Raw genomic sequence first — 24,898 nt, forward strand, 5'->3', positions numbered from 1 at the left:
ATAAATACAATAATAACAGTAGGTTATGGTCATAAAACCGGGTCTGAGAAGCCTTTGTAAATGTGGATAACTTTCTTGAAAACTTTTCTGAACTGCTGGCTACAAGCTTCTGAAAAGCGGAAAGTTTCGGTTTTTACCCAGTCTGAAACCCCTGGCCGGCCCCCGTTTATACACAGCTCCCGGATTAATCGCCTTTCGGATACCCGAAGTTCTGGTTAAAATTTGCACATTCTGACTGTAATTTCCCGGGCGAGGCGTTATACTCGCCGCCCTGTTTTTTCCTGATTTCCGAGGTGTAGTGTGGAGTTTCCGACCCGTTTCGATGTCATTGTCATTGGTGGTGGTCATGCCGGCACTGAAGCTGCGTTGGCGGCTGCGCGCATGGGCTCGCAAACCCTGCTGCTGACCCACAACATTGAGACCCTGGGGCAGATGTCCTGCAACCCGGCCATTGGTGGCATCGGCAAGAGCCACCTGGTGAAGGAAATCGACGCCCTCGGCGGTGCCATGGCCCGGGCTACAGACCAGGCCGGTATCCAGTTCCGGGTACTCAACAGCCGCAAGGGCCCGGCCGTACGCGCCACCCGCGCCCAGGCTGACCGGATTCTGTACAAGGCAGCCATTCGCCACATGCTGGAAAACCAGCCCAACCTGGCCCTGTTCCAGCAGGCCGCGGATGACCTGGTTGTGGAAAACGACCAGGTAGTGGGCGTAGTGACCCAGACCGGCATCCGCTTCAACGCCAAGACCGTTGTGCTGACCACCGGAACCTTCCTCGGCGGCGTTATCCACATCGGCATGCAGAACCACGCCGGTGGCCGTGCCGGTGATGCGCCGGCCAATGCCCTGGCCAGGCGCCTTCGGGAACTGCCGTTCAACGTGGGCCGCCTGAAAACCGGTACACCGCCGCGTATTGACGCCCGCACCGTGGATTTCTCCGCGATGCAGCAGCAGTGGGGTGACGACCCGACCCCGGTGATGTCGTTTATCGGCAGCCGTGACGAGCATCCGGAGCAGATCTGCTGCTACGTGACCCGCACCACCGAAGAAACCCACGACATCATCCGCAGCGGTTTTGACCGCTCGCCCATGTTCGCCGGTAACATCGAAGGCGTGGGCCCGCGCTATTGCCCGTCCATCGAGGACAAGGTCAACCGCTTTGCCGATAAAGACTCGCACCAGATTTTTGTGGAGCCGGAAGGCCTGACCACCAACGAGCTGTACCCGAACGGCATTTCCACCAGCCTGCCGTTTGATATCCAGCTCAAGGCCGTGCGTTCCATTCCCGGTTTCGAGAATGCCCACATCCTGCGCCCGGGCTACGCCATCGAGTATGACTACCTGAACCCGCAGGACCTGCGCCATACCCTGGAAACCAAGTTTATCCAGGGCCTGTATTTTGCCGGCCAGATCAACGGCACCACCGGTTATGAAGAAGCCGGCGCCCAGGGCTTGCTGGCGGGTATCAACGCTTCGCTGCGGGCTCAGGACAAAGACGAGTGGTACCCGCGCCGGGACGAAGCCTATCTGGGCGTATTGGTGGACGACCTGATCACCATGGGCACCCAGGAGCCGTATCGCATGTTCACCAGCCGCGCCGAATACCGGCTGATCCTGCGGGAAGACAACGCCGACCTGCGCCTGACCGAAACCGGCCGCAAGCTGGGCCTGGTGGATGACGAGCGCTGGCAGAAATTCAGCGACAAGTGCGAAGGCATAACCAAAGAGCGCAGCCGGCTGGAAAGCACCCGCATCCACCCGAACACCGAAGCGGGCGAGCGTGCCAACGGCTACCTGAAACAGCCGATGACCCGGGACCAGTCCCTGGCTGAGCTGCTGCGCCGGCCGGAAATTGTCTACGACCACATCGCCGAGATCAGTGCCGAGCGGGCAGAAGACCCGAACGTGGCCGACCAGGTGGAAATAGAGATCAAGTACGAAGGTTACATCTCCCGCCAGGCGGACGAGATCGAGCGCCTGCGCAAGAACGAGAACACCGCGCTGCCGCTGGATCTGGATTACGACGTCATCGGTGGCCTGTCCAACGAGATCAAACAGAAGCTCAAGGACGTGCGCCCGGAAACCGTGGCCCAGGCCTCCCGCATCCAGGGTGTGACCCCGGCGGCAGTCAGCCAGATCCTGGTACACCTGAAAAAGCGTGACCTGTTGAAAAAGCAGAGCGCCTGAGATGAGTTATCCACAGCTATGGCAAAGCCAGCTGCAGGATGGCCTGGCACAGATGGGTGTTGCCCTCAGTGACAGCCAGCAGGCCAAGTTGCTGGCGTTCCTGGCCCTGCTGAACAAGTGGAACAAGGCCTACAACCTGACCGCGGTCCGGGATGAACAGGTCATGGTGTCGCGCCAGTTGCTCGACAGCCTCAGCATCATGCCATGGGTAACCACCGACCACTTGCTGGATGTAGGCGCCGGCGGCGGCCTGCCCGGCATTCCCCTGGCCATCGTATTTCCGGACAAGTGCTTTACCCTGCTCGACAGCAATGGCAAGAAAACCCGGTTCCTCAACCAGTGTGTGCTGGAACTGGGCCTGGCCAACGTTGACGTCATCCACGGCCGGGCCGAAGATTGCCAGCCGGAAAAACCTTTCAGCCAGATCAGCAGCCGCGCCTTTACCGCGCTGGAGAACCTGGTTAGCTGGTGTGGCAGCTTGCTGGCGAATGACGGCCAGTTCCTTGCCATGAAAGGCCTGTATCCGGATGATGAAGTGGCTGCCCTTCCGGAAGGCTGGCAGGTAGAATCCAGCCATTCCCTGAAGGTACCCGGAGCAGACGGCGAACGGCATTTGCTGATCGTCACCCGGGCCGACCAATCCCGGTAACCCGAAACAGCAGGAGGCAAGGCATGGCGCGCGTGATTGCAGTGACCAATCAGAAAGGCGGTGTGGGCAAAACCACCACCTGCGTGAACCTTGCTGCCTCACTGGCCGCCACCAGGCGCCGGGTGCTTTTGGTAGATATGGACCCCCAGGGCAACGCCACCATGGGCAGCGGTGTGGATAAAAACGCCCTGGAACTGTCGGGTTACGATGTGCTGACCAAGCGTGCCAGCCCGGTAGAAGTCATCGTGAAAACCGACGCCTCGGGCTTTGACCTGCTGCCGGCCAATGGCGACCTGACGGCCGCCGAAGTGGAACTGATGAACGAAATCGGCCGGGAGCACCGGCTGCGGCTGGCGCTGAACAGCGTCCGGGAAAATTACGACTACATCCTGATCGACTGCCCGCCGTCGCTGAACCTGCTGACCGTAAACTCCCTGTCGGCGGCGGACTCCGTACTGATTCCGATGCAGTGTGAATACTACGCGCTGGAAGGCCTGGCGGCACTCATGAACACGGTCGAACAGATCAAGGAAACGGTCAATCCGAACCTGGAGATCGAAGGCATCCTGCGTACCATGTACGACCCCCGCAACAGCCTGACCCTGGATGTTTCCGGCCAGCTCAGTGAATACTTCGGCGAGAAGGTGTACCGGGCGGTGATTCCCCGCAACGTGCGCCTGGCCGAAGCCCCCAGCTACGGTATGCCGGCACTTGCCTACGACAAGACCTCGAAGGGTGCGGTGGCCTATCTGGCCCTGGCGGGCGAGATGGTGCGCCGGCACGGTTCAAAAAAGACATCCGCCGCCGTTGCGGTGTAACATAGTTTGCCGTCGGGCAACCATGCACCAACTTTTTCAACAGGAAGAATGACAAACACCATGGCGGCGAAAAAACGAGGCTTGGGCGAACGAGGTTTGGGAGCGCTGTTACAGGGCTCGAAGGTTAACCTGAACCAGCAAGTGGCCGAACACGATGGCGAACTGCGGGAGATCCCCGTAGACCTCATCCAGCGTGGCCGTTACCAGCCGCGCCGGGATATGGACCCCGCCGCCCTGCAGGAACTGGCAGATTCCATTCGCCAGCAGGGTGTGATGCAACCGGTGGTGGTGCGCCCGGTTTCCGAAGGCCGCTATGAACTGATTGCCGGTGAACGCCGCTGGCGCGCGACCCAGATGGCCGAGCTCGACAGCATTCCCGCCATCATCCGCGATGTGCCGGATGAAGCCGCCATCGCCATGGCGCTGATCGAGAACATCCAGCGCGAAAACCTGAACCCGATCGAAGAAGCCTTTGCCCTCCAGCGCCTGCAGGAAGAGTTCGGCCTGACCCAGGCCCAGGTGGCAGAGGCTGTGGGTAAATCCCGCACCACCATTACCAACCTGTTGCGGCTGATCGGCCTGACCGAAGACGTGCGCACCATGCTCGAGCATGGTGACCTCGAAATGGGCCATGGCCGCGCCATGCTGACCTTACCCCCGGAACAGCAGATGCAGGTGGCCCGCCAGGTGGTGGCCAAGTCGCTTTCCGTGCGCCAGACCGAAGCCCTGGTGCGCCGCATCCAGCAGGAAAAGCCTGCAACGGAAGATTCCGGCAGCAAGGCGCTGGACCCGAACATCCGTACCCTGCAGGACGACCTTTCCGACCGGCTCGGTGCCCGGGTGTCCATTGCCCATGGCAAGCGGGGCAAGGGTAAAGTGGTGATCGAATACAGTTCGCTGGATGAGCTGGACGGTATTCTGGGCCATATCCGCTGAGCACCCGGAAATTCCTGAAAATCATCCTAAAGTATCCATTCAGGCCAGAAACACCACATCTGGGTGCAGCCGAAGCCGGATAACACAACCTGTGTAAAAACAGGCCTTTTCATCTTGAAATCTGGTTAAATTTTCGCCATTTTTTCCGTCGGGTTATGTTGAACCGCTACCGGTTAACACATATAATTCCGCGCGCTTGGAATGACAGCTGGTGATATGAGCCGTTCAATGAAAGCCATCACGTACGTGCCGCTGAAACAGTGGCTGACCATAGAGATGGCCGCTCTCACCGTTCTGAGCCTTTTGTGGTTGCTGGAAAGTCGTTTGGCCGGTTATTCCGCGTTTATCGGCGGTCTTATTTTTGTCATACCAAACGCTTACTTTGCTCACCGGACGTACCGGTACCAGGGCGCAAGGCAGATGCACCTGGCAGTCAGCAACATTTTCAGGGCAGAGAGCATCAAACTCGCCCTTACCGCAGTGTTTTTTGCGGCCGTTTTCACTTTAATGGAGCCAGTACACGTACCGGCTCTGTTATTCACTTTTGCTGTGATGGTTGTGTTGGGTACGGCATTGCGCTGGCTCATCCGGCCGCGACCACAGCGATGACTGGACGAGAGCAGTATGGCAGCTGATACCCCAGTAGAGTATATAAAACACCACCTCACCAACCTTACCTATGGCAAGCTCCCGGAAGGCTATGAGCGCGCAGACGGCAGTGTTGTGCAGGAGGCCACCTGGACCTTCGCACGCACCGGCCAGGAAGCCGCAGACATGGGCTTCATGGCGCTCCACGTCGATACCCTCGGCTGGTCTATCGCTATGGGTATCCTGTTCCTGGGTCTGTTCCGCTTTGTGGCCAACCGGGTCACCGACGGCGCGCCGAGTGGATTGCAGAACCTGGTTGAAATGACTTTTGAATTCGTTCAGGGCATCGTGCGCGATGTTTTCCACGGCAAGAACCCGTTGATTGCCCCGCTGGCACTGACGATTTTTGTCTGGATCCTGCTGATGAACATCCTGAAGCTGATCCCGATCGACTATATTCCGTCTATCGCCCATGCGATGGGTCTTGAGTACTTCAAAATTGTGCCGACCACCGATCCCAATGGTACTTTCGGTATCTCCATCGGTGTGTTCCTGCTGATCCTGTTCTACAGTTTCAAGGTGAAAGGCGTAGGTGGCTTTACCAAAGAACTGGCCTTTAACCCGTTCAATCACTGGATCATGGTTCCGTTCAACCTGTTGCTGGAAATCCTGGCGCTGATCATCAAGCCGATCAGCCTGGCACTGCGTCTGTTCGGTAACATGTACGCTGGCGAAGTTGTCTTTATCCTGATTGCGTTGTTGCCGCTGTGGGTCCAGTGGACACTGAACGTTCCCTGGGCGATCTTCCACATCCTGGTGATCCCGCTTCAGGCCTTTATTTTTACTGTGCTTACTGTGGTTTACCTCAGCGCAGCACACGAAGATCACTGATAAACCCTTAAATACACAAACCCTTAACTATCTGAAAAACTGAGGAGTCTTCAATGGAAATGGTATTTATCGCAGCTGCGTTGATCATCGGTCTGGGTGCCCTGGGCGCTGGTATCGGTTTTGGTCTGCTGGGCGGCAAACTGCTCGAGTCCACTGCGCGTCAGCCGGAAATGGCTAACCAGCTGCAAACCAAGGCATTCATCATGGCTGGTCTGCTTGACGCGGTTCCCATGATCGGTGTTGGTATCGCGATGTACCTGATCTTCGTTGTTGCTGGTTAATCAGCCGAGAATTGAGGGTGGCAGTGCCCGGCACTGCCACCGCATTCCGGACACCAGGACGCAACGAATAGCAAGAGGTATATTGCCGTGAATATAAACCTTACGTTGATAGGGCAATCGATTGCCTTCGCTATTTTCGTCTGGTTCTGCGTCAAGTATGTATGGCCGCCGATTACGGCTGCCATGGAAGCGCGCCAGAAGAAAATTGCAGACGGCCTCTCTGCCGCAGATCGGGCTTCCCTCGATCTGGAACTTGCGCAGGAAAAAGCCGCTAAAGAACTGCAGAAGGCGAAAGAAGAAGCTGCAGCCCTTATTGACCAGGCCAACAAGCGTGCCGCCCAGATCGTCGAAGCCTCCAAGGACGACGCTCGCAAAGAAGGCGACAAGCTTATTGAGCAGGCAAGGGCGGAAATTCAACAGGAGCGTGTTCAGGCTCGCGACGCACTGCGTGCAGAAGTGGCCACTCTGGCCATTGCCGGTGCCGAGAAGATTCTGGAAACCTCTGTAGACGCCAAAGCTCACAGCGAGATGCTGGACAAGCTGGCCGCAGAACTCTAAAAGAGGGTCATCATGGCAGAACTTACAACGTTAGCCCGACCCTACGCGAAAGCCGTTTTTAAAGCCGCGCAGGACCAGAATGCCGTTGATCAGTGGGATCAGGCTCTGGCTTTCGCAGCTATGGTTGCGGCTGACCAAGAGGTAAAGAACATCCTGGCCAACCCCGGCCTGTCTGAGCAACGCAAGGCGGAACTCTTCGCTGACTGTTTTGAAGAGCCGCTGCCTGAAGCACTCAGAAACTTCCTGTTGATTCTTGCTGAAAACAAGCGTCTGGCCCTGTTGCCGGAGATTTCTGCTTTGTTCCGTTTGTACCGTGCAGACCTCGAGAAGTCTGTGCACCTGACAATCGATACCGCATTCGAATTGTCTGCAGACGAACAGCAGAAACTGATCGACGCATTGTCCAAAAAGCTGGAGCGCAAGGTTGAGCTTGAAACCGCGGTTGATCAGAATCTGATCGGCGGCGTGGTAGTACGTACAGGCGACCTGGTTATCGACGCTTCAGTTCGTGGCAAGCTGGCCAGAATGGCCAAGGCTCTGGGCTCCTGATTTCAGCACAAGGTTTGAGGACAAAGGCATGCAGCAACTGAATCCATCCGAGATCAGTGACATCATCAAGAAGAGAATCGAGAACCTCGATATCTCTTCCGAAGCTAAGAACGAAGGTACGATCCTGTCTGTTTCTGACGGTATCGTACTGATCCACGGTCTGGCCGACGTTATGTACGGCGAGATGATTGAATTTGCCAACGGCACATACGGCATGGCGCTGAACCTGGAGCGTGATTCTGTTGGTGCGGTTGTTCTGGGTGACTACGAAGGTCTGGCTGAAGGCCAGAAGGTACGTTGTACCGGTCGTATCCTGGAAGTACCGGTTGGTAACGAACTGCTGGGCCGTGTTGTAGACGGTCTGGGCAACCCGATCGACGGCAAGGGCGAGCTGGGCAACAGCCTGACTTCCCCGGTCGAGAAGGTTGCACCGGGCGTTATCGCTCGTCAGTCCGTTGATGAGCCGGTTCAGACTGGCCTGAAAGCCATCGACACCATGGTTCCCATCGGTCGTGGCCAGCGTGAGCTGATCATCGGTGACCGTCAGATCGGTAAGACTGCGGTTGCGATCGACGCGATCATCAACCAGAAGCACACCGGCATCAAGTGTATCTACGTTGCCGTTGGCCAGAAGCAGTCTTCCATTGCCGCCGTAGTGCGCAAGCTGGAAGAGCACGGCGCCATGGACCACACCATCGTGGTTGCTGCCGGTGCCGCGGATCCTGCAGCCATGCAGTTCCTGGCTCCGTACTCCGGTACCTCCATGGGTGAGTTCTTCCGCGACCGCGGTGAAGACGCACTGATCGTATACGATGACCTGTCCAAGCAGGCCGTTGCCTACCGTCAGATCTCCCTGCTGCTGCGTCGTCCGCCAGGACGTGAAGCATACCCGGGTGACGTTTTCTATCTGCACTCCCGTCTGCTGGAGCGCGCTTCCCGCGTAAACGCTGACTACGTTGAGCAGTTCACCAACGGTGAAGTGAAAGGCAAGACCGGTTCCCTGACCGCACTGCCGATCATCGAAACCCAGGCTGGTGACGTTTCTGCATTCGTACCGACCAACGTAATCTCCATTACCGATGGTCAGATCTTCCTGGAAACCAACCTGTTCAACTCCGGTATCCGTCCGGCCATGAACGCCGGTATCTCCGTATCCCGGGTAGGTGGTGCAGCCCAGACCAAGATCATGAAGAAGCTCGGCGGTAACATCCGTCTGGCCCTGGCCCAGTACCGGGAACTGGCGGCATTCGCCCAGTTCGCTTCCGACCTTGACGAAGCAACCCGTAAGCAGCTGGAGCATGGTCAGCGCGTAACCGAGCTGATGAAGCAGAACCAGTACAGCCCGATGACCGTTGCGGAAATGGGCACTTCACTGTTCGCAGCCAACGAAGGCTTCCTGGACGATGTTGAAGTAAACAAGGTTGTGAAGTTCGAAGCACAGCTGCTGGACTGGATGCGTTCCGAGCAGAAAGAGCTTCTGGACAAGATCGGCCCTGAAGGTAACTTCAATGACGACATCGCTGCCGGCCTGAAAGCTGCTCTGGAGAAATTCAAGACCACTCAGAGCTGGTAAATCCACCGGGCCCGCCATTGTGCGGGCTTGCTGGTCCCTTTGAGTGTCTAACTTGAAAAGGCAGTGACTTATGGCCGTCGGAAAAGAAATACGTAACCAGATCGGAAGCATCAAGAGCACGCAGAAGATCACTTCCGCCATGGAAATGGTGGCGGCGAGTAAGATGCGCAAGGCTCAGGATCGGATGCAGGCAACTCGCCCGTATGCCGAAAAGATGCGTCAGGTAATCGGACACATTGCTAAGTCCAACAAGGATTACCGTCATCCGTTCATGCAGGAGCGTGAGGTCAAGCGGGTAGGCTACATTGTAGTTTCCTCTGACCGCGGCCTGTGTGGTGGCCTGAACACCAATGCGTTCAAGCTGCTCGTGCGCGAAATGCGTGAATGGAAAGAGAAAGGTATTGAGACTGATATCTGTGCCATTGGCCAGAAAGGCGCATCCTTTTTCCGCAGCTATGGCGGAAACGTGGTTGCAGCCCTGACCCACATGGGCGACAGCCCGAGTGCGGAAAAGCTGATTGGCAGTGTCAAGGTGATGCTGGATTCGTTCGAGGCAGGCAAGATCGACCGTCTGTTCCTGATCAGTAACGAGTTCGTCAACACCATGACCCAGAGCCCGAAGTCAGAGCAGTTGTTGCCTCTGCCGGAAGGTTCCGATGAAGACATCGGTCGCCAGTGGGATTATATCTACGAGCCGGACTCACGTCCGATTCTTGACGGGTTGATGCCACGTTATATCGAATCCCAGGTGTATCAGGGTGTGGTAGAGAATCTGGCCTGTGAACAGGCCGCCCGGATGATCGCTATGAAGAGCGCCACCGACAACGCTGGCAGCATCATTGACGAGCTTCAGCTGGCCTATAACAAGGCCCGTCAGGCAGCGATCACACAAGAGATTTCGGAGATTGTGAGCGGCGCCGCATCTGTTTGATAGCGCTCACAAACCTACTGGTTTTATTGACTACTAGATAACGAGGAACCGAGCATGAGTAGCGGACACATCGTTCAGATCATTGGCGCGGTTATCGACGTGGAATTTCCACGTGACTCCGTGCCAAGCGTTTACGACGCACTGCTGCTTGAAGGTGGCGAAACAACTCTGGAAGTCCAGCAGCAGCTGGGTGACGGCATTGTTCGTACCATCGCCATGGGCAGCACCGAGGGCCTGAAGCGTGGCCTGAAAGCAGAAAACACCGGCAAGCCGATCTCTGTACCGGTTGGTACCAAGACTCTGGGCCGGATCATGGACGTTCTGGGTCGTCCCATCGACGAGCAGGGCGAAATCGGTGAAGAAGAGCGTTGGGGTATTCACCGCAAAGCTCCGGGTTACGCCGACCAGTCAGCGTCTGCCGACCTGCTGGAAACCGGTATCAAGGTTATCGACCTGATCTGCCCGTTCGCCAAGGGTGGTAAGGTTGGCCTGTTCGGTGGTGCCGGTGTAGGCAAAACCGTAAACATGATGGAACTGATCAACAACATCGCGAAAGAGCACTCCGGTCTCTCTGTATTCGCCGGTGTTGGTGAGCGTACCCGTGAGGGTAACGACTTCTACTACGAAATGAAGGAGTCTAACGTTCTCGATAAGGTTGCCATGGTATACGGCCAGATGAACGAGCCCCCTGGAAACCGTCTGCGTGTGGCCCTGACCGGTCTCACCATGGCCGAGAAGTTCCGTGACGAAGGCCGTGACGTACTGTTGTTCGTTGACAACATCTACCGTTACACCCTGGCCGGTACCGAAGTATCCGCACTGCTGGGCCGTATGCCTTCAGCGGTAGGTTACCAGCCGACCCTGGCCCAGGAAATGGGTGAGCTGCAGGAGCGTATTACCTCCACCAAGACTGGCTCTATCACCTCTATCCAGGCGGTATACGTACCGGCGGATGACTTGACTGACCCGTCTCCGGCCACCACCTTCTCGCACCTTGACGCGACCGTGGTACTGAGCCGTGACATCGCTTCCAAGGGTATTTACCCGGCGATCGATCCGCTCGACTCCACCTCCCGTCAGCTGGATCCGCTGGTGATTGGTGAGCAGCACTACAACGTTGCCCGTGGCGTTCAGAACGTTCTGCAGCGTTACAAGGAACTGAAAGACATCATCGCGATCCTGGGTATGGACGAGCTGTCAGAAGACGACAAGCTGACCGTTTCCCGTGCGCGTAAGATCGAACGCTTCCTGTCTCAGCCGTTCCACGTAGCAGAAGTATTTACCGGTTCCCCTGGTAAGTACGTGTCTCTGAAGGAAACCATCGCCAGCTTCGAAGGTATCCTGAACGGTGACTACGACGACATGCCGGAGCAGGCCTTCTACATGTGCGGTGGTATCGAAGAGGCAATCGAGAAGGCTAAGGCAATGAAAGAGAAAGAAGGCAAGTAAACCTCCTTCTTCCCTTTCTGACCCAAGAGGCGTAAGAAATGGCTATGACCGTACATTGTGACGTCGTAAGTGCCGAGGAAAAAATTTACTCCGGTCTGGTGGAGATGCTGATCGCCACCGGTACCGAGGGTGAGCTTGGTATCCAGTTTGGCCATGCTCCGCTGCTGTCTGCGCTCAAGCCGGGCGCAGTGCGGATCATCAAGCAGGGTGGCACCGAGGAGATTCTGTACGTTTCAGGTGGCTACCTGGAAGTGCAGCCTAACCTGGTTACCCTGATGGCTGATTCTGCAGTTCGTGCAAAAGATGTAGACGAAGCCGCAGCACTGGAAGCCCAGAAGGAAGCCGAGAAGGCACTGGCGAATAAGACAGGCGAGTTTGAGTACTCCCGGGCCGCCGCCGAGCTGGCAGAAGCCGCCGCTCAGCTGCGTACCATCCAGAAACTGCGCAAGAACCTGCGTTAAGCAGGCTTGCGTCAGTGCCCGGACTGGCCTGACAGTGAACCGCATCCTCAGGTGGAGGGCTCTGTGTTTCCTACCGGAAACAGAGGGGTTTCCGCCGGGACGCGGTTTTTTATTTTCTACCGGATAAAGAGTTTGGAGCTGTACGCCCCATGAACCCGCTACACGTTGTGATCCTGGCCGCCGGTCAGGGTTCAAGGATGAAATCCGCCCTGCCGAAGGTCTTGCACCCCGTAGCCGGCAAGCCCATGTTGCACCATGTGGTCGACACCGCAAAGCAACTGGGCGCGGAGAAAATTCACACAGTGATCGGCCATGGCGCGGACCAGGTACGGGCGTCACTGCATGACGACTCGGTGAACTGGGTGCTCCAGACCGAACAACTGGGTACCGGCCATGCCGTGGCCCAGGCCCTGCCGGACCTGCCGGATAACGCCCGGGTACTGATACTCTATGGCGATGTTCCGCTGACCCGTAAAGACACCCTGGAGGCCATGGTCAGTGACCTGGACGACCGCAACCTGGCCCTGCTGACCGTGGATATGGACAACCCCCACGGTTATGGCCGGATTGTCCGTAACGACCAGGGGCAGGTTCAGGCGATTGTAGAGCAGAAAGATGCCACCGCCGAGCAGCAGGATATCAACGAAGTAAACACCGGCATCCTGGCGGTATCGGCCAGCCACCTGAAAAGCTGGTTGCCGACGTTATCTAACAGTAATGCCCAGGGTGAATACTACCTGACCGACATCATTGCCATGGCTGTGGATAACGGCCTGTCGGTCACGGTTTCGCAGCCCCTGAACCCGTTTGAAGTGCAGGGTGTGAATAACCGCCTGCAGCTGGCCGAGCTGGAACGCTGGTATCAGCGCCAGCAGGCCGAGCGCCTGATGACCGAAGGTGCCACCCTGGCCGACCCGGCCCGCATTGATGTTCGCGGCGAGCTGACCATTGGTAACGACCTGTGGATTGACGTCAACGCCGTGTTCGAAGGCAAGGTAAGCCTCGGCAGCAACGTGGTGATCGGGCCCAACTGCGTGATCAAGGATGCCACCATTGCCGATGGCGCTGAGATAAAAGCCAACAGCGTCATCGAAGGTGCCGTGGTGGGTGCCAACGCCCAGATTGGCCCGTTTGCCCGCCTGCGCCCGGGCACCGAACTGGCTGCCAACACCAAGGTTGGCAACTTTGTGGAAACCAAGAAAGCCGTGGTGGGTGAGGGCAGCAAAATCAACCACCTGAGCTATGTGGGCGATGCCTCACTGGGCCGTAATGTGAATGTGGGTGCAGGCACCATCACGTGTAACTATGATGGCGTGAACAAGCACAAGACTGTGTTGGGCGATGGCGTGTTTGTGGGTTCCAACACCTCGCTGGTGGCCCCGGTGTCTGTTGCGGACCAGGCGACCATCGGTGCCGGCTCGACCATCACCCGGGACATCAGTGAAGGCGAACTGGCCGTGGCCCGCGGCAAGCAGCGAAACATCTCCGGCTGGGAACGGCCGAAAAAAGCGTAAAGACCGATTAACGAACAGGTGACAACAGCATGTGTGGGATTGTAGGAGCGGTATCTGAACGGGACGTCCAGGGTATTTTGCTGGAGGGCCTGCGCCGCCTTGAATACCGGGGTTACGACTCCGCCGGTATGGCCGTAATCAGCAGCGCCGACCAGGTACAGCGGGCCCGGGAGGTAGGCAAGGTAGCTGCCCTGGCAGACGCTATCGCCGCGAACCCGGTTGCAGGCCACGTGGGCATTGCCCACACCCGCTGGGCGACCCATGGCGAGCCGTCCAAGCTCAACGCCCATCCCCACATGTCTGGTGACCGCCTGGCCATCGTTCATAACGGCATCATCGAAAACTACCAGGAACTGCGGGACGAACTGAAAGCCGAGGGCTTCGAGTTCACGTCCCAGACCGACACCGAGGTAGTGGCGCACCTGATCGCTAAAAACTACCGGGCCGGTGGCGGCCTGTACCAGGCGGTGAAAACCGCCCTGGATCGCCTGCGCGGTGCCTATGCCCTGGCCGTTGTCCACGCTGATGAGCCGGATCACATGGTAGTCTGCCGTCAGGGCAGCCCGCTGGTAATTGGTGTGGGAATCGGTGAAAACTTCATCGCTTCCGATCAGCTGGCCCTGCTGCCGGTGACCGACCGTTTCATGTTCCTGGAAGAAGGCGATATTGCCGACATCCGCAAAGGCAGCATCGAGATCCATGACCGCGAAGGCATAGCCGTAGAGCGCGCCATTACCCGTTTCGAGCACGGTGCCGATTCCGCCGACAAGGGCGAATACCGCCACTACATGCTCAAGGAAATCTACGAGCAGCCGAAAGTGATCAAGGCCACCATGGAAGGCCGCATCACCGACAGCCGTGTGCTGGAACAGGCCCTGGGCACCGACGCCGCCAACCTGCTGGAAAACGTGCGCCATGTGCAGATCATCGCCTGTGGTACTTCCTACCACGCCGGCATGGTGGCCCGTTACTGGATTGAAGACCTGGCCGGCATCCCTTGCTCCGTGGAAGTTGCGTCCGAATTCCGCTACCGCAAGCACGTGATCCAGCCGGATACCCTGTTCCTGTGCATCTCCCAGTCCGGCGAAACCGCCGATACCCTGGCCGCCCTGCGCCAGGCCAAGAAAGCCGGTTTCCGGGCGGCCCTGGCCATCTGCAACGTACCGGGCAGCTCCCTGGTGCGGGAATCCGACCTGGTGATCATGACCCAGGCCGGCCCCGAGATCGGCGTAGCCTCTACCAAGGCGTTCACCACCCAGCTTACCGCACTGCTGATCTTCACCCTGGCCCTGGCCCGTCACAACGGCCTGAGCGAAGAGAAGGAAGCTGAGATCGTGGCTGCTATTCACCAGCTGCCGAAGCAGGTCAGCGATGTGCTGGCACTGGATGCAGACATCGAAGAAATGTCCAAGGCCTTTATGGACAAGCACCACAGCCTGTTCCTGGGCCGTGGCTCCCAGTTCCCGGTGGCCATGGAAGGGGCGCTCAAGCTTAAAGAGATCTCCTACATCCATGCCGAAGCCTATCCGGCCGGTGAGCTCAAGCACGGCCCGCTGGCGCTGGTGGACAGCGAGATGCCGGTGGTCACCGTGGCACCGAACAACGACCTGGTTGAGAAGCTGAAGTCCAACCTGGAAGAAGTCCGGGCCCGGGGTGGCGAGCTGTTTGTATTTGCCGACAAGGCCGCACAGGTGAAAGCGGAAGAGGGCATCCATGTGATGCAGATTCCGTCGGTACACGAGATTACCGCGCCGATTGTCTACACCGTGCCATTGCAGTTGCTGTCTTACCACGTTGCTGTTATCAAGGGCACCGACGTAGACCAGCCCCGTAACCTGGCCAAGAGTGTGACGGTGGAATAAGCACGGTCACCCGTGCCAAAAGCCTCCGTTATGCTCACCAGCATCCGGGGGCTTTTTTGTTTTCAGATGACCTGAAGCAAGTTTTTGGCCCCGCCGTACGTTTAAGTACGGAGCGTTGATCAACCCCCGGCTGGGTAACCTATGCATATATATCAAGGAAGGTAACAGTTGCCTGTTGCATACTTCCCCGGCCACTACTTCAAGAAGAATTTCAGCAATGCCCGATAGCGTCTTTTCCGGTTTCACCCAGAATTTCCTAGGTAAGGCTCCAGTCTGGTACAAACAGGTCATTATCCTGTTCCTGGTTGCCAACCCGATTGTGATGGCGGTATTCGGGCCCACGGTGGCGGGCTGGTTACTGATCGGCGAATTCATCTTCACCCTGGCCATGGCCCTGAAGTGTTATCCCCTGCTGCCGGGTGGTTTGCTGGCCGTGGAGGCGTTGCTGATCGGGCTCACCAACACCGATGCGGTGTATCACGAAGTACTGATCAACTTCCCCGTTATCCTGCTGCTGATGTTCATGGTGGCAGGTATCTACTTCATGCAGGAACTGCTGCTGGTGACCTTCACCCAGATACTGGTGGGGGTACGCTCCAAGTCTGCGCTCTCGCTGCTGTTCTGTGGTGCCGCAGCCGTGTTGTCAGCGTTTCTGGATGCCCTTACGGTAACCGCGGTCATCATCAGTGTGGCGGTGGGTTTTTACTCGGTGTATCACAAGGTGGCGTCTGGTAAGGGCTATCAGCAGAAAGACCACAATGCCAACAGCGATGCCGAAGTGGTGGAACTGCACCGGGAAGACCTGGAAAACTTCCGGGCATTCTTGCGCAGCCTGTTGATGCACGGTGCCATTGGTACCGCGCTGGGTGGCGTGGCCACCATGGTTGGCGAACCCCAGAACCTGCTGATCGCCAAGGTGGTTGGCTGGGATTTCGTGGGCTTCTTCCTGCACATGGCACCGGTGAGTATTCCGGTACTGATTGCCGGCCTGTTTACCTGCTGGGCGCTGGAGAAGCTGCGCTGGTTCGGCTACGGCGGTCGCCTGCCCAAGCCGGTACGCCAGGTGTTGCAGGAATATGCCGATAACGAAAGAGCCAGCCGCACCAAGTCCGATAAGGCCGCCCTGTGGGTACAGGCAGCCGCCGCGGTGATCCTGGTGCTGGGCCTGGCGTTCCACGTAGCGGAAGTGGGGCTGATCGGCCTGCTGGTGATCATCCTGGTCACTTCCTTCACCGGTGTGATCGACGAGCACCAGATCGGCAAAGCCTTCCAGGAATCCCTGCCGTTCACCTCACTGCTGGTGGTGTTCTTTGCCATCGTGGCGGTGATCCACGAACAGCACCTGTTCAAGCCCATCATCGAATACGTACTGAGCCTGCCGGAAGGCCAGCAACCGGGCATGTTCTTCATTGCCAACGGCCTGCTGTCCATGATCAGCGACAACGTGTTCGTGGCCACCGTATACATCAGCGAAGTAAAACAGGCCCTGGATGCCGGCGCCATCAGCTTTGACCACTTCCAGACCCTGGCCGTAGCCATAAACACCGGCACCAACCTGCCCAGCGTGGCCACCCCCAACGGCCAGGCCGCGTTCCTGTTCCTGCTCACCTCCGCCATCGCCCCGCTGGTACGGTTGTCCTACGGCAAGATGGTGATTATGGCCCTGCCGTACACCGTGGTGATGGGTGGCGTAGGCCTGTACATGGTGACCCACGCCTTCTGATTCTCGACCCCGATAACAGCCTCATCTGACGCCCGTGCCGCTTTCACCGAGCTCCACGGGCGTTCTTGTATCTGCTCCTTAGTCTGTATATAGTGATCAAGTCCTTGGTTGACTACCATATATTGTGATCAAAGCGTGATCACTCAGGTAGTCGGGAATCCGGTGAGAGTCCGGAACTGACGCGCAGCGGTATTGGGGAACGAGCGTGGCATAAAGACACTGGCAAGCGCCGGGAAGTCGCCACGCAAGGCCGAACCACACGGTTTACGCCCCTGAGTCCGAAGACCTGCCAGGGATAGACACTGCACCTTCGCGTTTATAAAGGCGAGCAGGTGGGTTTTGTTTTTTTTGCTACGAAATCCACGGAAGAATACGGAAAGAAAAGACTTACTGATTTTTTTGCCACGAAATCCACGAAAAAACACGAACAAAGATTTACTACGAAAAGAAAAAAGCTTTTTATCTTTTCCTTTCGTGTTTTTTCGTGGATTTCGTGGCAAAACAGTCCCTTTCTTTTCATTTTTCCGTGTCCTTCCGTGGATTCCGTGGCAAAAACCTCCCCCTTCTCCCAAACGCAAAGGCTGCACCACCACGCGTACACAAGGAGAAGTTCCATGTCTGCCATCCTGTCCCCCGAGCCCCCGGCGGTTGCCGCTACAGAATCCCTTCAGGTCATCAAACGCAACGGCACCCTCGTTGGCTTTAACCCTTCCAAGATCACCGTCGCCGTTACCAAGGCCTTCCTTGCGGTAGAAGGCGACCAGGCTGCCGGTTCTGCCCGTATCAACGACGCCGTGCACCGGGTCACCGAACAAGTGGTGCAGGCCATCAGCCGGCGCCTGAAGGCCGGGGGCAAGGTGCATATTGAAGACATCCAGGACCAGGTAGAACTGGCCCTGATGCGGGCGGAGGAACAGAAAGTGGCCCGGGCCTACGTGCTGTACCGGGAAGAACACGCCCGCAAGCGCGCCATTGAAGAACCCATGGAAGCGCACCCGCACCTGACCGTGAAAAAAGCCGACGGCAGCGTGGCGCCGCTGGACCTGGGTTTGATGAAACTGCAGGTGGAGCAGGCCGCTACCGGGCTGGACGGCATTGAGGGCGAATCCCTGGTGGAGGAAGCCCTGCGCAACCTGTACGACGGCATTGCCGAAACCGAAGTGTTGTCTGCCCTGATCATGACTGCCCGGGGCCGGATTGAACGGGAGCCGGACTACAGTGCCGTCACTGCCCGCCTGTTGCTGGAACAGCTGAGGCTGGAAGCGGCCGAGGCGCTGGACTTGCCCCGCAACCAATCCCTGACAGAGAGTTATCCACAGGCCCTGAGCGCCTTCATCCATACCGGTATCCGCTACGAATTGCTGGACGAAGCCCTGGCCGCCTTTGACCTGGAACGCCTCGGCGCAGCCCTGAAACCCGAGCGCGACCACCAGTTCGGATTCCTCGGCCTGCAAACCCTGTACGACCGTTACTTCCTGCACTGGAACGGCGCCCGCCTGGAACTGCCCCAGGTATTCTTCATGCGCGTGGCCATGGGCCTGGCCCTGCGGGAAGACGACGCCAACGCCCGCGCAATCGAGTTCTACAACCTGCTGTCCAGCTTCGATTACATGGCCAGCACGCCGACATTGTTCAACAGCGGCACCCGCCACTCCCAGTTGTCTTCCTGCTACCTGACCACCGTGCAGGACGACCTGGAAGGCATTTACGGCGCCATCAAAGACAACGCGTTGCTGTCCAAATGGGCCGGCGGCCTGGGCAACGACTGGACCCCGGTGCGGGCGCTGGGTTCCCACATCAAAGGCACCAACGGCCAGAGCCAGGGCGTGGTGCCGTTTTTGAAAGTGGTGAACGATACCGCCGTGGCGGTGAATCAGGGCGGTAAGCGCAAAGGCGCGGTCTGTGCCTACCTGGAAAGCTGGCACCTGGACATCGAAGAGTTCCTGGAACTGCGCAAGAACACCGGCGACGAACGCCGCCGCACCCACGACATGAACACCGCCAACTGGGTGCCGGATTTGCTGATCGAACGCATGCGTGAAGACCGGGACTGGACCCTGTTCTCCCCCAGCGATACGCCGGATCTGCACGATCTCTACGGTAACGAATTCCGGGAACGCTACCAGCACTACGAAGCGCTGGCAGAGCAGGGCAAGATCAAGCTGTTCAAGAAAATTCCGGCCAAGCAGCTGTGGCGCAAAATGCTGACTGTGCTGTTCGAAACCGGCCATCCCTGGATCACCTTCAAAGACCCCTGCAACCTGCGCTCCCCGCAGCAGCATCAGGGCGTGGTGCACAGCTCCAACCTGTGTACCGAAATCACCCTGAACACCAGCGCGGACGAAATCGCCGTGTGCAACCTGGGTTCGGTGAACCTGGCGGCCCACATCAAGGACGGCGAGCTGGATGTACAACGCCTGGAACGCACCGTAAACACCGCCGTGCGCATGCTCGACAACGTTATCGACATTAACTTCTACGCCGTGCCCCAGGCCCGCAACTCCAACCTCAAACACCGCCCGGTGGGCCTGGGCCTGATGGGTTTCCAGGATGCTCTGTATCAACTGGGCCTGCCTTACACCAGCCCGGAAGCGGTAGAGTTTGCCGACGTGGCCATGGAGCAGCTCAGCTACTTCGCCATTCGCGCCTCCGCCACCCTGGCCGGCGAACGCGGTGCCTACGAAACCTACGAAGGCTCCCTGTGGCAGCAGGGCATCCTGCCCATCGACTCCATCGCTCTTTTAAAAGAGGCGAGGAAAGACGGTGACCTGTCCCTGAACACCGACAGCCGCCTTGACTGGACCCCGGTGCGGGAGCTGATCGCCAAATACGGCATGCGCAACAGCAACGTCATGGCCATCGCGCCCACGGCCACCATCTCCAACATTGTCGGCGTGTCCCAGTCCATTGAACCGGCGTACCAGAACCTGTTTGTGAAATCGAACCTGTCCGGCGAGTTCACCGTGGTGAACCCTTCACTGGTGCGGGATCTCAAGGCGGAAGGCCTGTGGGACAACGTGATGGTGAACGACCTGAAATACTTCGACGGCAGCGTGCAGCAGATCGACCGCATACCGGCGGAACTCAAAGCCCGCTACGCCACCGCCTTCGAAATCGACGCCCGCTGGCTGGTAGAAGCCGCCGCCCGCCGCCAGAAATGGCTGGACCAGGCCCAGAGCCTGAACCTGTACATGGCCGAACCCAGCGGCAAAAAGCTCGATGCCCTGTACCAGCTGGCCTGGGAACGCGGCCTGAAAACCACCTACTACCTGCGCTCCCTGGGCGCCACCGGCGCCGAAAAAACCGCCCCGGTGTCTGCGCCACAGCCGCAGGTTTGCAGCATCGATGACCCGGACTGCGAGGCCTGTCAGTAACAGACTTTTTAGCCACGGAATCCATATATGGTTTCCGTGGCCAACACAATCTTTAAGAGGATGCCCCCATGCTGAACTGGGACGACGAATCAAAACCCGCACCGCAAGCCGCAAACCCCGAAGGCCCGGCGCCGGTGAACGTAGACGACAAACGCGTCATCAACGGCGAAACCGACATCAACCAGTTGGCACCCTTCAAGTACCCCTGGGCCTGGGAATACTTCATGAATGCCAACAAAAACCACTGGACCCCGCTGGACGTCAACATGGCCCAGGACGTTCACGACTACCACCACCGCCTGACCCCGGCAGAAAAGCACGTGTACGAAAACGTACTGGCCTACCTCACCACCTCCGACATCCTCGCCATGCGCAACATCGGCCTGGCGGTGATGGAGAAAATGAGCGCACCGGAACTGCAGATCTACCAGGCCCGACAGGTTTACGAAGAAGCCCTGCACACCTGGACCTACCAGCACTGCATCGAAACCCTCAACCTGGACCAGAGCGAGATCTACAACCGCTACCGCGTGGTGCCGGAGATCAACGGCAAAATCCAGCTGGCCAACCGCCGGCTGGACGCTGCCATGCGCTCCGACATGAACCTGCGCAACCCGGACGACCTGCAGGAATTCATCATGTCTTACCTGTTCTTCGCAGCGGTGTTTGAAGGCTGCTGGTTCTATAACGGCTTCAGCCCCATCTTCGCCCTTCAGCGCCGGGGCCTGATGCGCGGTACCGGTGAACAGCTGCAGTACATCCTGCGGGACGAAGCCATGCACTTCTCCTTCGGCCTGAAAGTGGTGAACCAGATCCTGGAGGAGGAAAACATCAGTTTCGACCCCAAAGCCGTGCGCGATATGTGGGACGAATCCGAAGCGGCTGAGATGGCTTACGCCAACTACATTCTGCGCGACCCGATTATGGGTTACTCGGCGGAATACCACACCGAGCAGTTCCGGTTTGTGGCCAACCGGAGGGCGCGCACCGTAGGGCTGGAAGAGCCGTTCCCGGGGGCGAAAAACGTCTCGCCCTGGCTGGACGAGCAAGCCACCATGCGCAAGGAGAAGAACTTCTTTGAGACCCGGGTGATTGAATACCAGACCGGCGCTCAGTTGGAGTGGTAAGCAGGTAGGGGGGGCAGAGCTGTCCGATATGTCGGGCAGCTCCGGTAGGGTTATTTCCGCGCCATGGCTTCCAGCATCCGGTTCACTGCGTCCAGGTGCTCTGGCTCGTTGTGGCTCATGCCCTGGAAACAGGCGCAGATATCCAGGAAATCCCTCAGCTCGGTGCGCTGGGCCATCATCATCAGCCGCTTGGTCAGCCGCGTTGCCTTGGGCGGCTGGCTGGCCATTTTGCTGGCCATCTTCAGGGTTGCCGGCATCAGCTCATCGGCTGGTACCACATCCATCACAATGCCCAGTTCCTTCGCTTCTGCGGCGTCCACGATGCGGCCGGTCAGCGTCAGCTCGAAGGCACGCTGGTAACCAATCAGCCGTTGCATAAACCAGGCGCCACCGTCGCCGGGAATGATGCCCAGATTCAGAAACGTCTCGCCGAATTTAGCCGAGTCCGCAGCAATTCGGATATCCGCCATATTGGCCAGGTCAAACCCGGCGCCAATGGCTGGCCCGTTCACCGCGGCAATCACCGGCACCTCCACCGCCTGCATCGCCAGGGGAATACGCTGGATACCCTTGCGATAGCGTTCTGCACATTCGGCTGGATTGCCAGCGAAATCGCCGCTGCGATTAGCCATATCGCGGATATTGCCGCCGGCACTGAACGCCGACCCCGCCCCGGTGATCACCAGCACGGATACGTCCTGGCAGTGGTTGACCCACTCTGCTGTGGTGACGATGTCATCAATCAGGTGGGAGCCGGTGAGGGCATTGCGCAGGTCGTGCCGGTTCAGGGTCAGCACGGCCACCCCGTTTTCCAGGGTGAGCAGGGCATCCGTAAGTTGGGGCAAGCTGGCCATAGTGGAGTCCTTGTTCTGTAAACTCAGGGCGATTGTCTCCCTATGATTGGCCCATGCCAAGAACCTTCGACCGCCTTGGCCAAGGGCCCGTGCTGCATGGATTAACAAACAGTGGAGTTATACGAACCCGTTCGCAAAACTCCGGGGAAATGCATGGGAAATGTTAGTAACCTTCTGATATGTTTAAAATGTGGGGTTTTCAGGGGCGGAGTTATACGCCCCTAAGTAGGAGCAGGGGTGGCTCGAATCAGGGCGTATAACTCCGGCGGTAGCCGTGGTTCGTTTTCTTAGGTTGTTGTTTTTGTTTAGAAAAATTAAAAATTTCGGGCGCGTTTTGGTTGGAATTATACGAATGCGGGATATACGAACTCGTTCGTAGAATTCACTGTTATAGCGGTGGGTGAGGGTGCAAGGGGTTTTCTTGCCCTTTCACCGAAGGCTACCCGAATATACTGTATATATAAACAGTATTTTTCTGGTTTTGAAAACGGCTGCAAGAAAACAAATAGAGCGGATCGCCGTTGAGCGCTCTCCCTGCTACCCTCAAGAGCCAAGCCAGACGGATAAGTCGCGGCTTGATCCGTCTGGCTTGGCTCTTGAGGGAAGGCGGATCAACCGGCAATCGTGGTCGCCTTTGTTCCGTGCCTTCGCATCTTCGGTGCCCGCGCTGCCCCTTTGCCTGATAGCTTTCCAGGGATGTCTGCTGGATGCGGAGTGGTCTGGGAATAAGGTGGAGTATGAGAGCCTTTCAGGACGGTCCGTATAACAACACATTCATCCGACCCTCGCTTCGCTCGGGCAGATGAACGTACATCGTTAACCACACGGGTAATCTGGAGAGCCGTGCATTGTGGAAGTTTGATCCAGTCATCAGGGATGCTAGCTATTATCGTCGGCGCTTGTCATTCATTAATGGTTTGTTCAGTTTCGTGTTCCTGGTTGCCGGTACGGTGGCATTCTATTTCGACAATGTGACGCTACCTGGGCGCACGGGACTCGCTGAGTTTTCGGGTAAGTGGGCCCATGGGGTAGGGGTGGCTTCCTTTTTTGTTGCTGCCTATTGGAGTTATCAGTCACTAAAGGAGTATCGAGTCTCTTTGCTCATACTCATGGCCCCGTTTTTAGCTGCGGCGGCAGTGTCGGCAATTTTGCTAGCCATCAAGTATGGTTAACAAGTCGTTGTAGTACGTTCCGGGCCTGCCGGCCCTACACCGGACGCCCATTTCGCTGCGCTACATGGGCGCCGCTAAACGTTGGCGTTATTGGCCCGGCATTCGTAAGTTTTTAGCAGGCGGGGTGCAAAGGCCTTGGCACCGGGATTGGTTGTAAGCCCGCTCACTCTGGTGATCGCCAAGGCCGGAAAGTTCGCTGTCTGGTTTGGTTGCCACAATGGCCAGCGGTGTTTGGTATTCATGGTGTGCCCCAGTCGTGGGGCCGTCCGTCTTAAACGGTAATCGGGCCGGTAGCCTTTGCGTTCTGGTTCCTTTCGTCATCCGTCGAGTTGGTGCAAGCTTTCCGGGAGAGGGCATGCGGTCTGGGTTTCCATGCTTAACCACGGTGGTGAACGGCCATTAACCAGGCGGTCAACCGGACGCCAAAAGCGTACCGCTTTTGGTTCCCTCCGCTGCGCTCCGGCGCCGGTTACCTCAGCGTTATGTTCTCCAAGGAGGGTAGGATTATTCGGTTCCAAAACATCCGCCAGTCACTGATGAATGACGATATTGCCAGTTGGAGAAAGCTGGCTGTCTTCATCGTCCTGATCGCAGCGATCATCCTTGGCATCGTTCACTTCTGCGTGTACTTCGATTTCGAAGCGGCATCTCGTCAACTCTACGCATCCATTAGTGCGATGGTCGGCATTACTGCTGTTGCCCAGCTCGTCGGCAGTTGGTTCGTTTACCAGTATAGAGTTCCGACTTACCTCTGGGTTGGTTGCGCGGTGTGGGTTATCGTTACATTGTTCTGGCAGGGCTTGGTCGTCGTTCTGTGGTCGGCAACATAACCATGCCAGGCACGGCGACGCCTTTTTCGTTGCGGCTTCGCCTCCACTACAACGGCGCGCGTGCTGAGCGGCGTTAGGCATAAAAAATAGAAAGGAGACACCATGAGTGCAGATGTTGTAGAGAAGGCTGAAAAAATACTTTCAAATAATGAGCACCTGAGGGAATTTGCAGCCCTTAACGAAATGACCACGGAGGCGGCTAAAGCTTTGCTAGAGAGGCTTATGCGGGAGCCCGTGGTGTCAGAAAAAGTAGAAGAATTTGTTTTTTCAGAAGACGCCTCCCCAGGTCTCAAGGGGTACTATTCAGGCGAGGAAAAAGGGTATTCCCGTGGCCACGAAGCCGGTTTTGCAAAAGGGGCTGCTGTAGGCGTGTTGGCTACGTTAGCTACTGTCGTGGTTGGTGGTGCAACGTTGTATCTAAAATTCAAGGATTGAGACAGGTGCCTAACACATATGAGCCTTCTCGGAATCAACAGACAATAGTGATTTTTTGGCCGCACCAGCGGCCAACCTAAACCCATGAGCGAGAACGCCTGCTTCGCTAGTCTCGTCGAGCTGTCAGGCACTTACA

At 57.6% G+C, this 24,898-nt stretch carries 22 protein-coding genes and 1 riboswitch; of the genes, 21 read left to right on the forward strand and 1 reads right to left on the reverse strand.

Annotation, left to right across the window (positions count from 1 at the left end; translation table 11 throughout):
• Positions 1–300 precede the first annotated feature (300 nt).
• The 18 genes from mnmG to LWH94_RS09345 all read left to right on the forward strand — a co-directional run bounded on the left by mnmG (position 301) and on the right by LWH94_RS09345 (position 21,471).
• Positions 301–2,187 (forward strand): tRNA uridine-5-carboxymethylaminomethyl(34) synthesis enzyme MnmG, encoded by a 1,887-nt coding sequence (mnmG, locus tag LWH94_RS09260; protein ID WP_232901989.1) that lies wholly within the window; start codon positions 301–303, stop codon positions 2,185–2,187.
• 1 nt (position 2,188) lies between these two features.
• Positions 2,189–2,836: a 16S rRNA (guanine(527)-N(7))-methyltransferase RsmG gene (gene rsmG / locus LWH94_RS09265; protein WP_232901990.1), complete on the forward strand. Its 648-nt coding sequence runs from the start codon at positions 2,189–2,191 to the stop codon at positions 2,834–2,836.
• 23 nt (positions 2,837–2,859) lie between these two features.
• Complete coding sequence (locus LWH94_RS09270; protein WP_232901991.1) at positions 2,860–3,654, forward strand: ParA family protein; 795 nt, start codon at positions 2,860–2,862, stop codon at positions 3,652–3,654.
• A 60-nt stretch (positions 3,655–3,714) separates the two neighbouring features.
• On the forward strand, positions 3,715–4,590 hold the full coding sequence (locus tag LWH94_RS09275; protein WP_232902005.1) for a ParB/RepB/Spo0J family partition protein: 876 nt from the start codon (positions 3,715–3,717) through the stop codon (positions 4,588–4,590).
• Between the two features lie 228 nt (positions 4,591–4,818).
• Positions 4,819–5,199, forward strand: coding sequence for an ATP synthase subunit I (locus LWH94_RS09280; protein ID WP_232901992.1), 381 nt, complete (start codon positions 4,819–4,821; stop codon positions 5,197–5,199).
• Positions 5,200–5,214: 15 nt separating this feature from the next.
• Positions 5,215–6,069, forward strand: coding sequence for a F0F1 ATP synthase subunit A (atpB, locus tag LWH94_RS09285; RefSeq protein WP_199457664.1), 855 nt, complete (start codon positions 5,215–5,217; stop codon positions 6,067–6,069).
• 53 nt (positions 6,070–6,122) lie between these two features.
• Positions 6,123–6,350: a F0F1 ATP synthase subunit C gene (gene atpE / locus LWH94_RS09290; RefSeq protein WP_014423137.1), complete on the forward strand. Its 228-nt coding sequence runs from the start codon at positions 6,123–6,125 to the stop codon at positions 6,348–6,350.
• An 87-nt stretch (positions 6,351–6,437) separates the two neighbouring features.
• Complete coding sequence (locus LWH94_RS09295) at positions 6,438–6,908, forward strand: F0F1 ATP synthase subunit B (RefSeq protein ID WP_058342163.1); 471 nt, start codon at positions 6,438–6,440, stop codon at positions 6,906–6,908.
• Positions 6,909–6,920: 12 nt separating this feature from the next.
• On the forward strand, positions 6,921–7,457 hold the full coding sequence (locus tag LWH94_RS09300) for a F0F1 ATP synthase subunit delta (protein WP_058342162.1): 537 nt from the start codon (positions 6,921–6,923) through the stop codon (positions 7,455–7,457).
• Positions 7,458–7,485: 28 nt separating this feature from the next.
• Positions 7,486–9,030, forward strand: a complete 1,545-nt coding sequence (atpA, locus tag LWH94_RS09305) for a F0F1 ATP synthase subunit alpha (RefSeq protein ID WP_058342161.1) — start codon at positions 7,486–7,488, stop codon at positions 9,028–9,030.
• 70 nt (positions 9,031–9,100) lie between these two features.
• A complete protein-coding gene (gene atpG / locus LWH94_RS09310; RefSeq protein ID WP_058342160.1) occupies positions 9,101–9,961 on the forward strand; it encodes a F0F1 ATP synthase subunit gamma in 861 nt (286 codons plus the stop codon).
• Positions 9,962–10,015: 54 nt separating this feature from the next.
• Positions 10,016–11,410 (forward strand): F0F1 ATP synthase subunit beta, encoded by a 1,395-nt coding sequence (atpD, locus tag LWH94_RS09315; protein ID WP_199457663.1) that lies wholly within the window; start codon positions 10,016–10,018, stop codon positions 11,408–11,410.
• Between the two features lie 38 nt (positions 11,411–11,448).
• Positions 11,449–11,871, forward strand: a complete 423-nt coding sequence (locus tag LWH94_RS09320; RefSeq protein WP_058342158.1) for a F0F1 ATP synthase subunit epsilon — start codon at positions 11,449–11,451, stop codon at positions 11,869–11,871.
• A gap of 149 nt (positions 11,872–12,020) precedes the next feature.
• Positions 12,021–13,385: a bifunctional UDP-N-acetylglucosamine diphosphorylase/glucosamine-1-phosphate N-acetyltransferase GlmU gene (gene glmU / locus LWH94_RS09325; protein ID WP_232901993.1), complete on the forward strand. Its 1,365-nt coding sequence runs from the start codon at positions 12,021–12,023 to the stop codon at positions 13,383–13,385.
• Positions 13,386–13,414: 29 nt separating this feature from the next.
• The gene (gene glmS / locus LWH94_RS09330; protein ID WP_058342156.1) at positions 13,415–15,247 is read left to right on the forward strand and encodes a glutamine--fructose-6-phosphate transaminase (isomerizing); all 1,833 of its coding nucleotides are present in this window, start codon (positions 13,415–13,417) and stop codon (positions 15,245–15,247) included.
• Positions 15,248–15,464: 217 nt separating this feature from the next.
• On the forward strand, positions 15,465–16,970 hold the full coding sequence (gene nhaB, locus LWH94_RS09335; RefSeq protein ID WP_058342155.1) for a sodium/proton antiporter NhaB: 1,506 nt from the start codon (positions 15,465–15,467) through the stop codon (positions 16,968–16,970).
• Positions 16,971–17,058: 88 nt separating this feature from the next.
• Positions 17,059–17,278, forward strand: a riboswitch (cobalamin riboswitch).
• Positions 17,279–17,584: 306 nt separating this feature from the next.
• Positions 17,585–20,344, forward strand: a complete 2,760-nt coding sequence (locus LWH94_RS09340; RefSeq protein WP_232901994.1) for a ribonucleoside-diphosphate reductase subunit alpha — start codon at positions 17,585–17,587, stop codon at positions 20,342–20,344.
• 68 nt (positions 20,345–20,412) lie between these two features.
• Entirely contained in the window at positions 20,413–21,471 is a 1,059-nt protein-coding gene (locus tag LWH94_RS09345) for a ribonucleotide-diphosphate reductase subunit beta (protein WP_232901995.1), read from the forward strand.
• A 50-nt stretch (positions 21,472–21,521) separates the two neighbouring features.
• On the opposite strand, the gene LWH94_RS09350 is transcribed toward LWH94_RS09345, so the two are convergent.
• On the reverse strand, positions 21,522–22,325 hold the full coding sequence (locus tag LWH94_RS09350; protein WP_232901996.1) for an enoyl-CoA hydratase-related protein: 804 nt from the start codon (positions 22,323–22,325) through the stop codon (positions 21,522–21,524).
• 848 nt (positions 22,326–23,173) lie between these two features.
• Here LWH94_RS09350 and LWH94_RS09355 point away from each other — a divergent pair.
• From LWH94_RS09355 to LWH94_RS09365, 3 genes are all read left to right on the forward strand, one after another.
• A complete protein-coding gene (locus tag LWH94_RS09355; protein WP_232901997.1) occupies positions 23,174–23,497 on the forward strand; it encodes a hypothetical protein in 324 nt (107 codons plus the stop codon).
• A gap of 536 nt (positions 23,498–24,033) precedes the next feature.
• A complete protein-coding gene (locus LWH94_RS09360) occupies positions 24,034–24,327 on the forward strand; it encodes a hypothetical protein (RefSeq protein WP_232901998.1) in 294 nt (97 codons plus the stop codon).
• A 102-nt stretch (positions 24,328–24,429) separates the two neighbouring features.
• Positions 24,430–24,762: a hypothetical protein gene (locus tag LWH94_RS09365; protein ID WP_232901999.1), complete on the forward strand. Its 333-nt coding sequence runs from the start codon at positions 24,430–24,432 to the stop codon at positions 24,760–24,762.
• The last annotated feature ends 136 nt before the right edge of the window (positions 24,763–24,898 follow it).

The organism is Marinobacter sp. G11 (assembly GCF_021282325.1).
GTDB lineage: Bacteria > Pseudomonadota > Gammaproteobacteria > Pseudomonadales > Oleiphilaceae > Marinobacter > Marinobacter vinifirmus.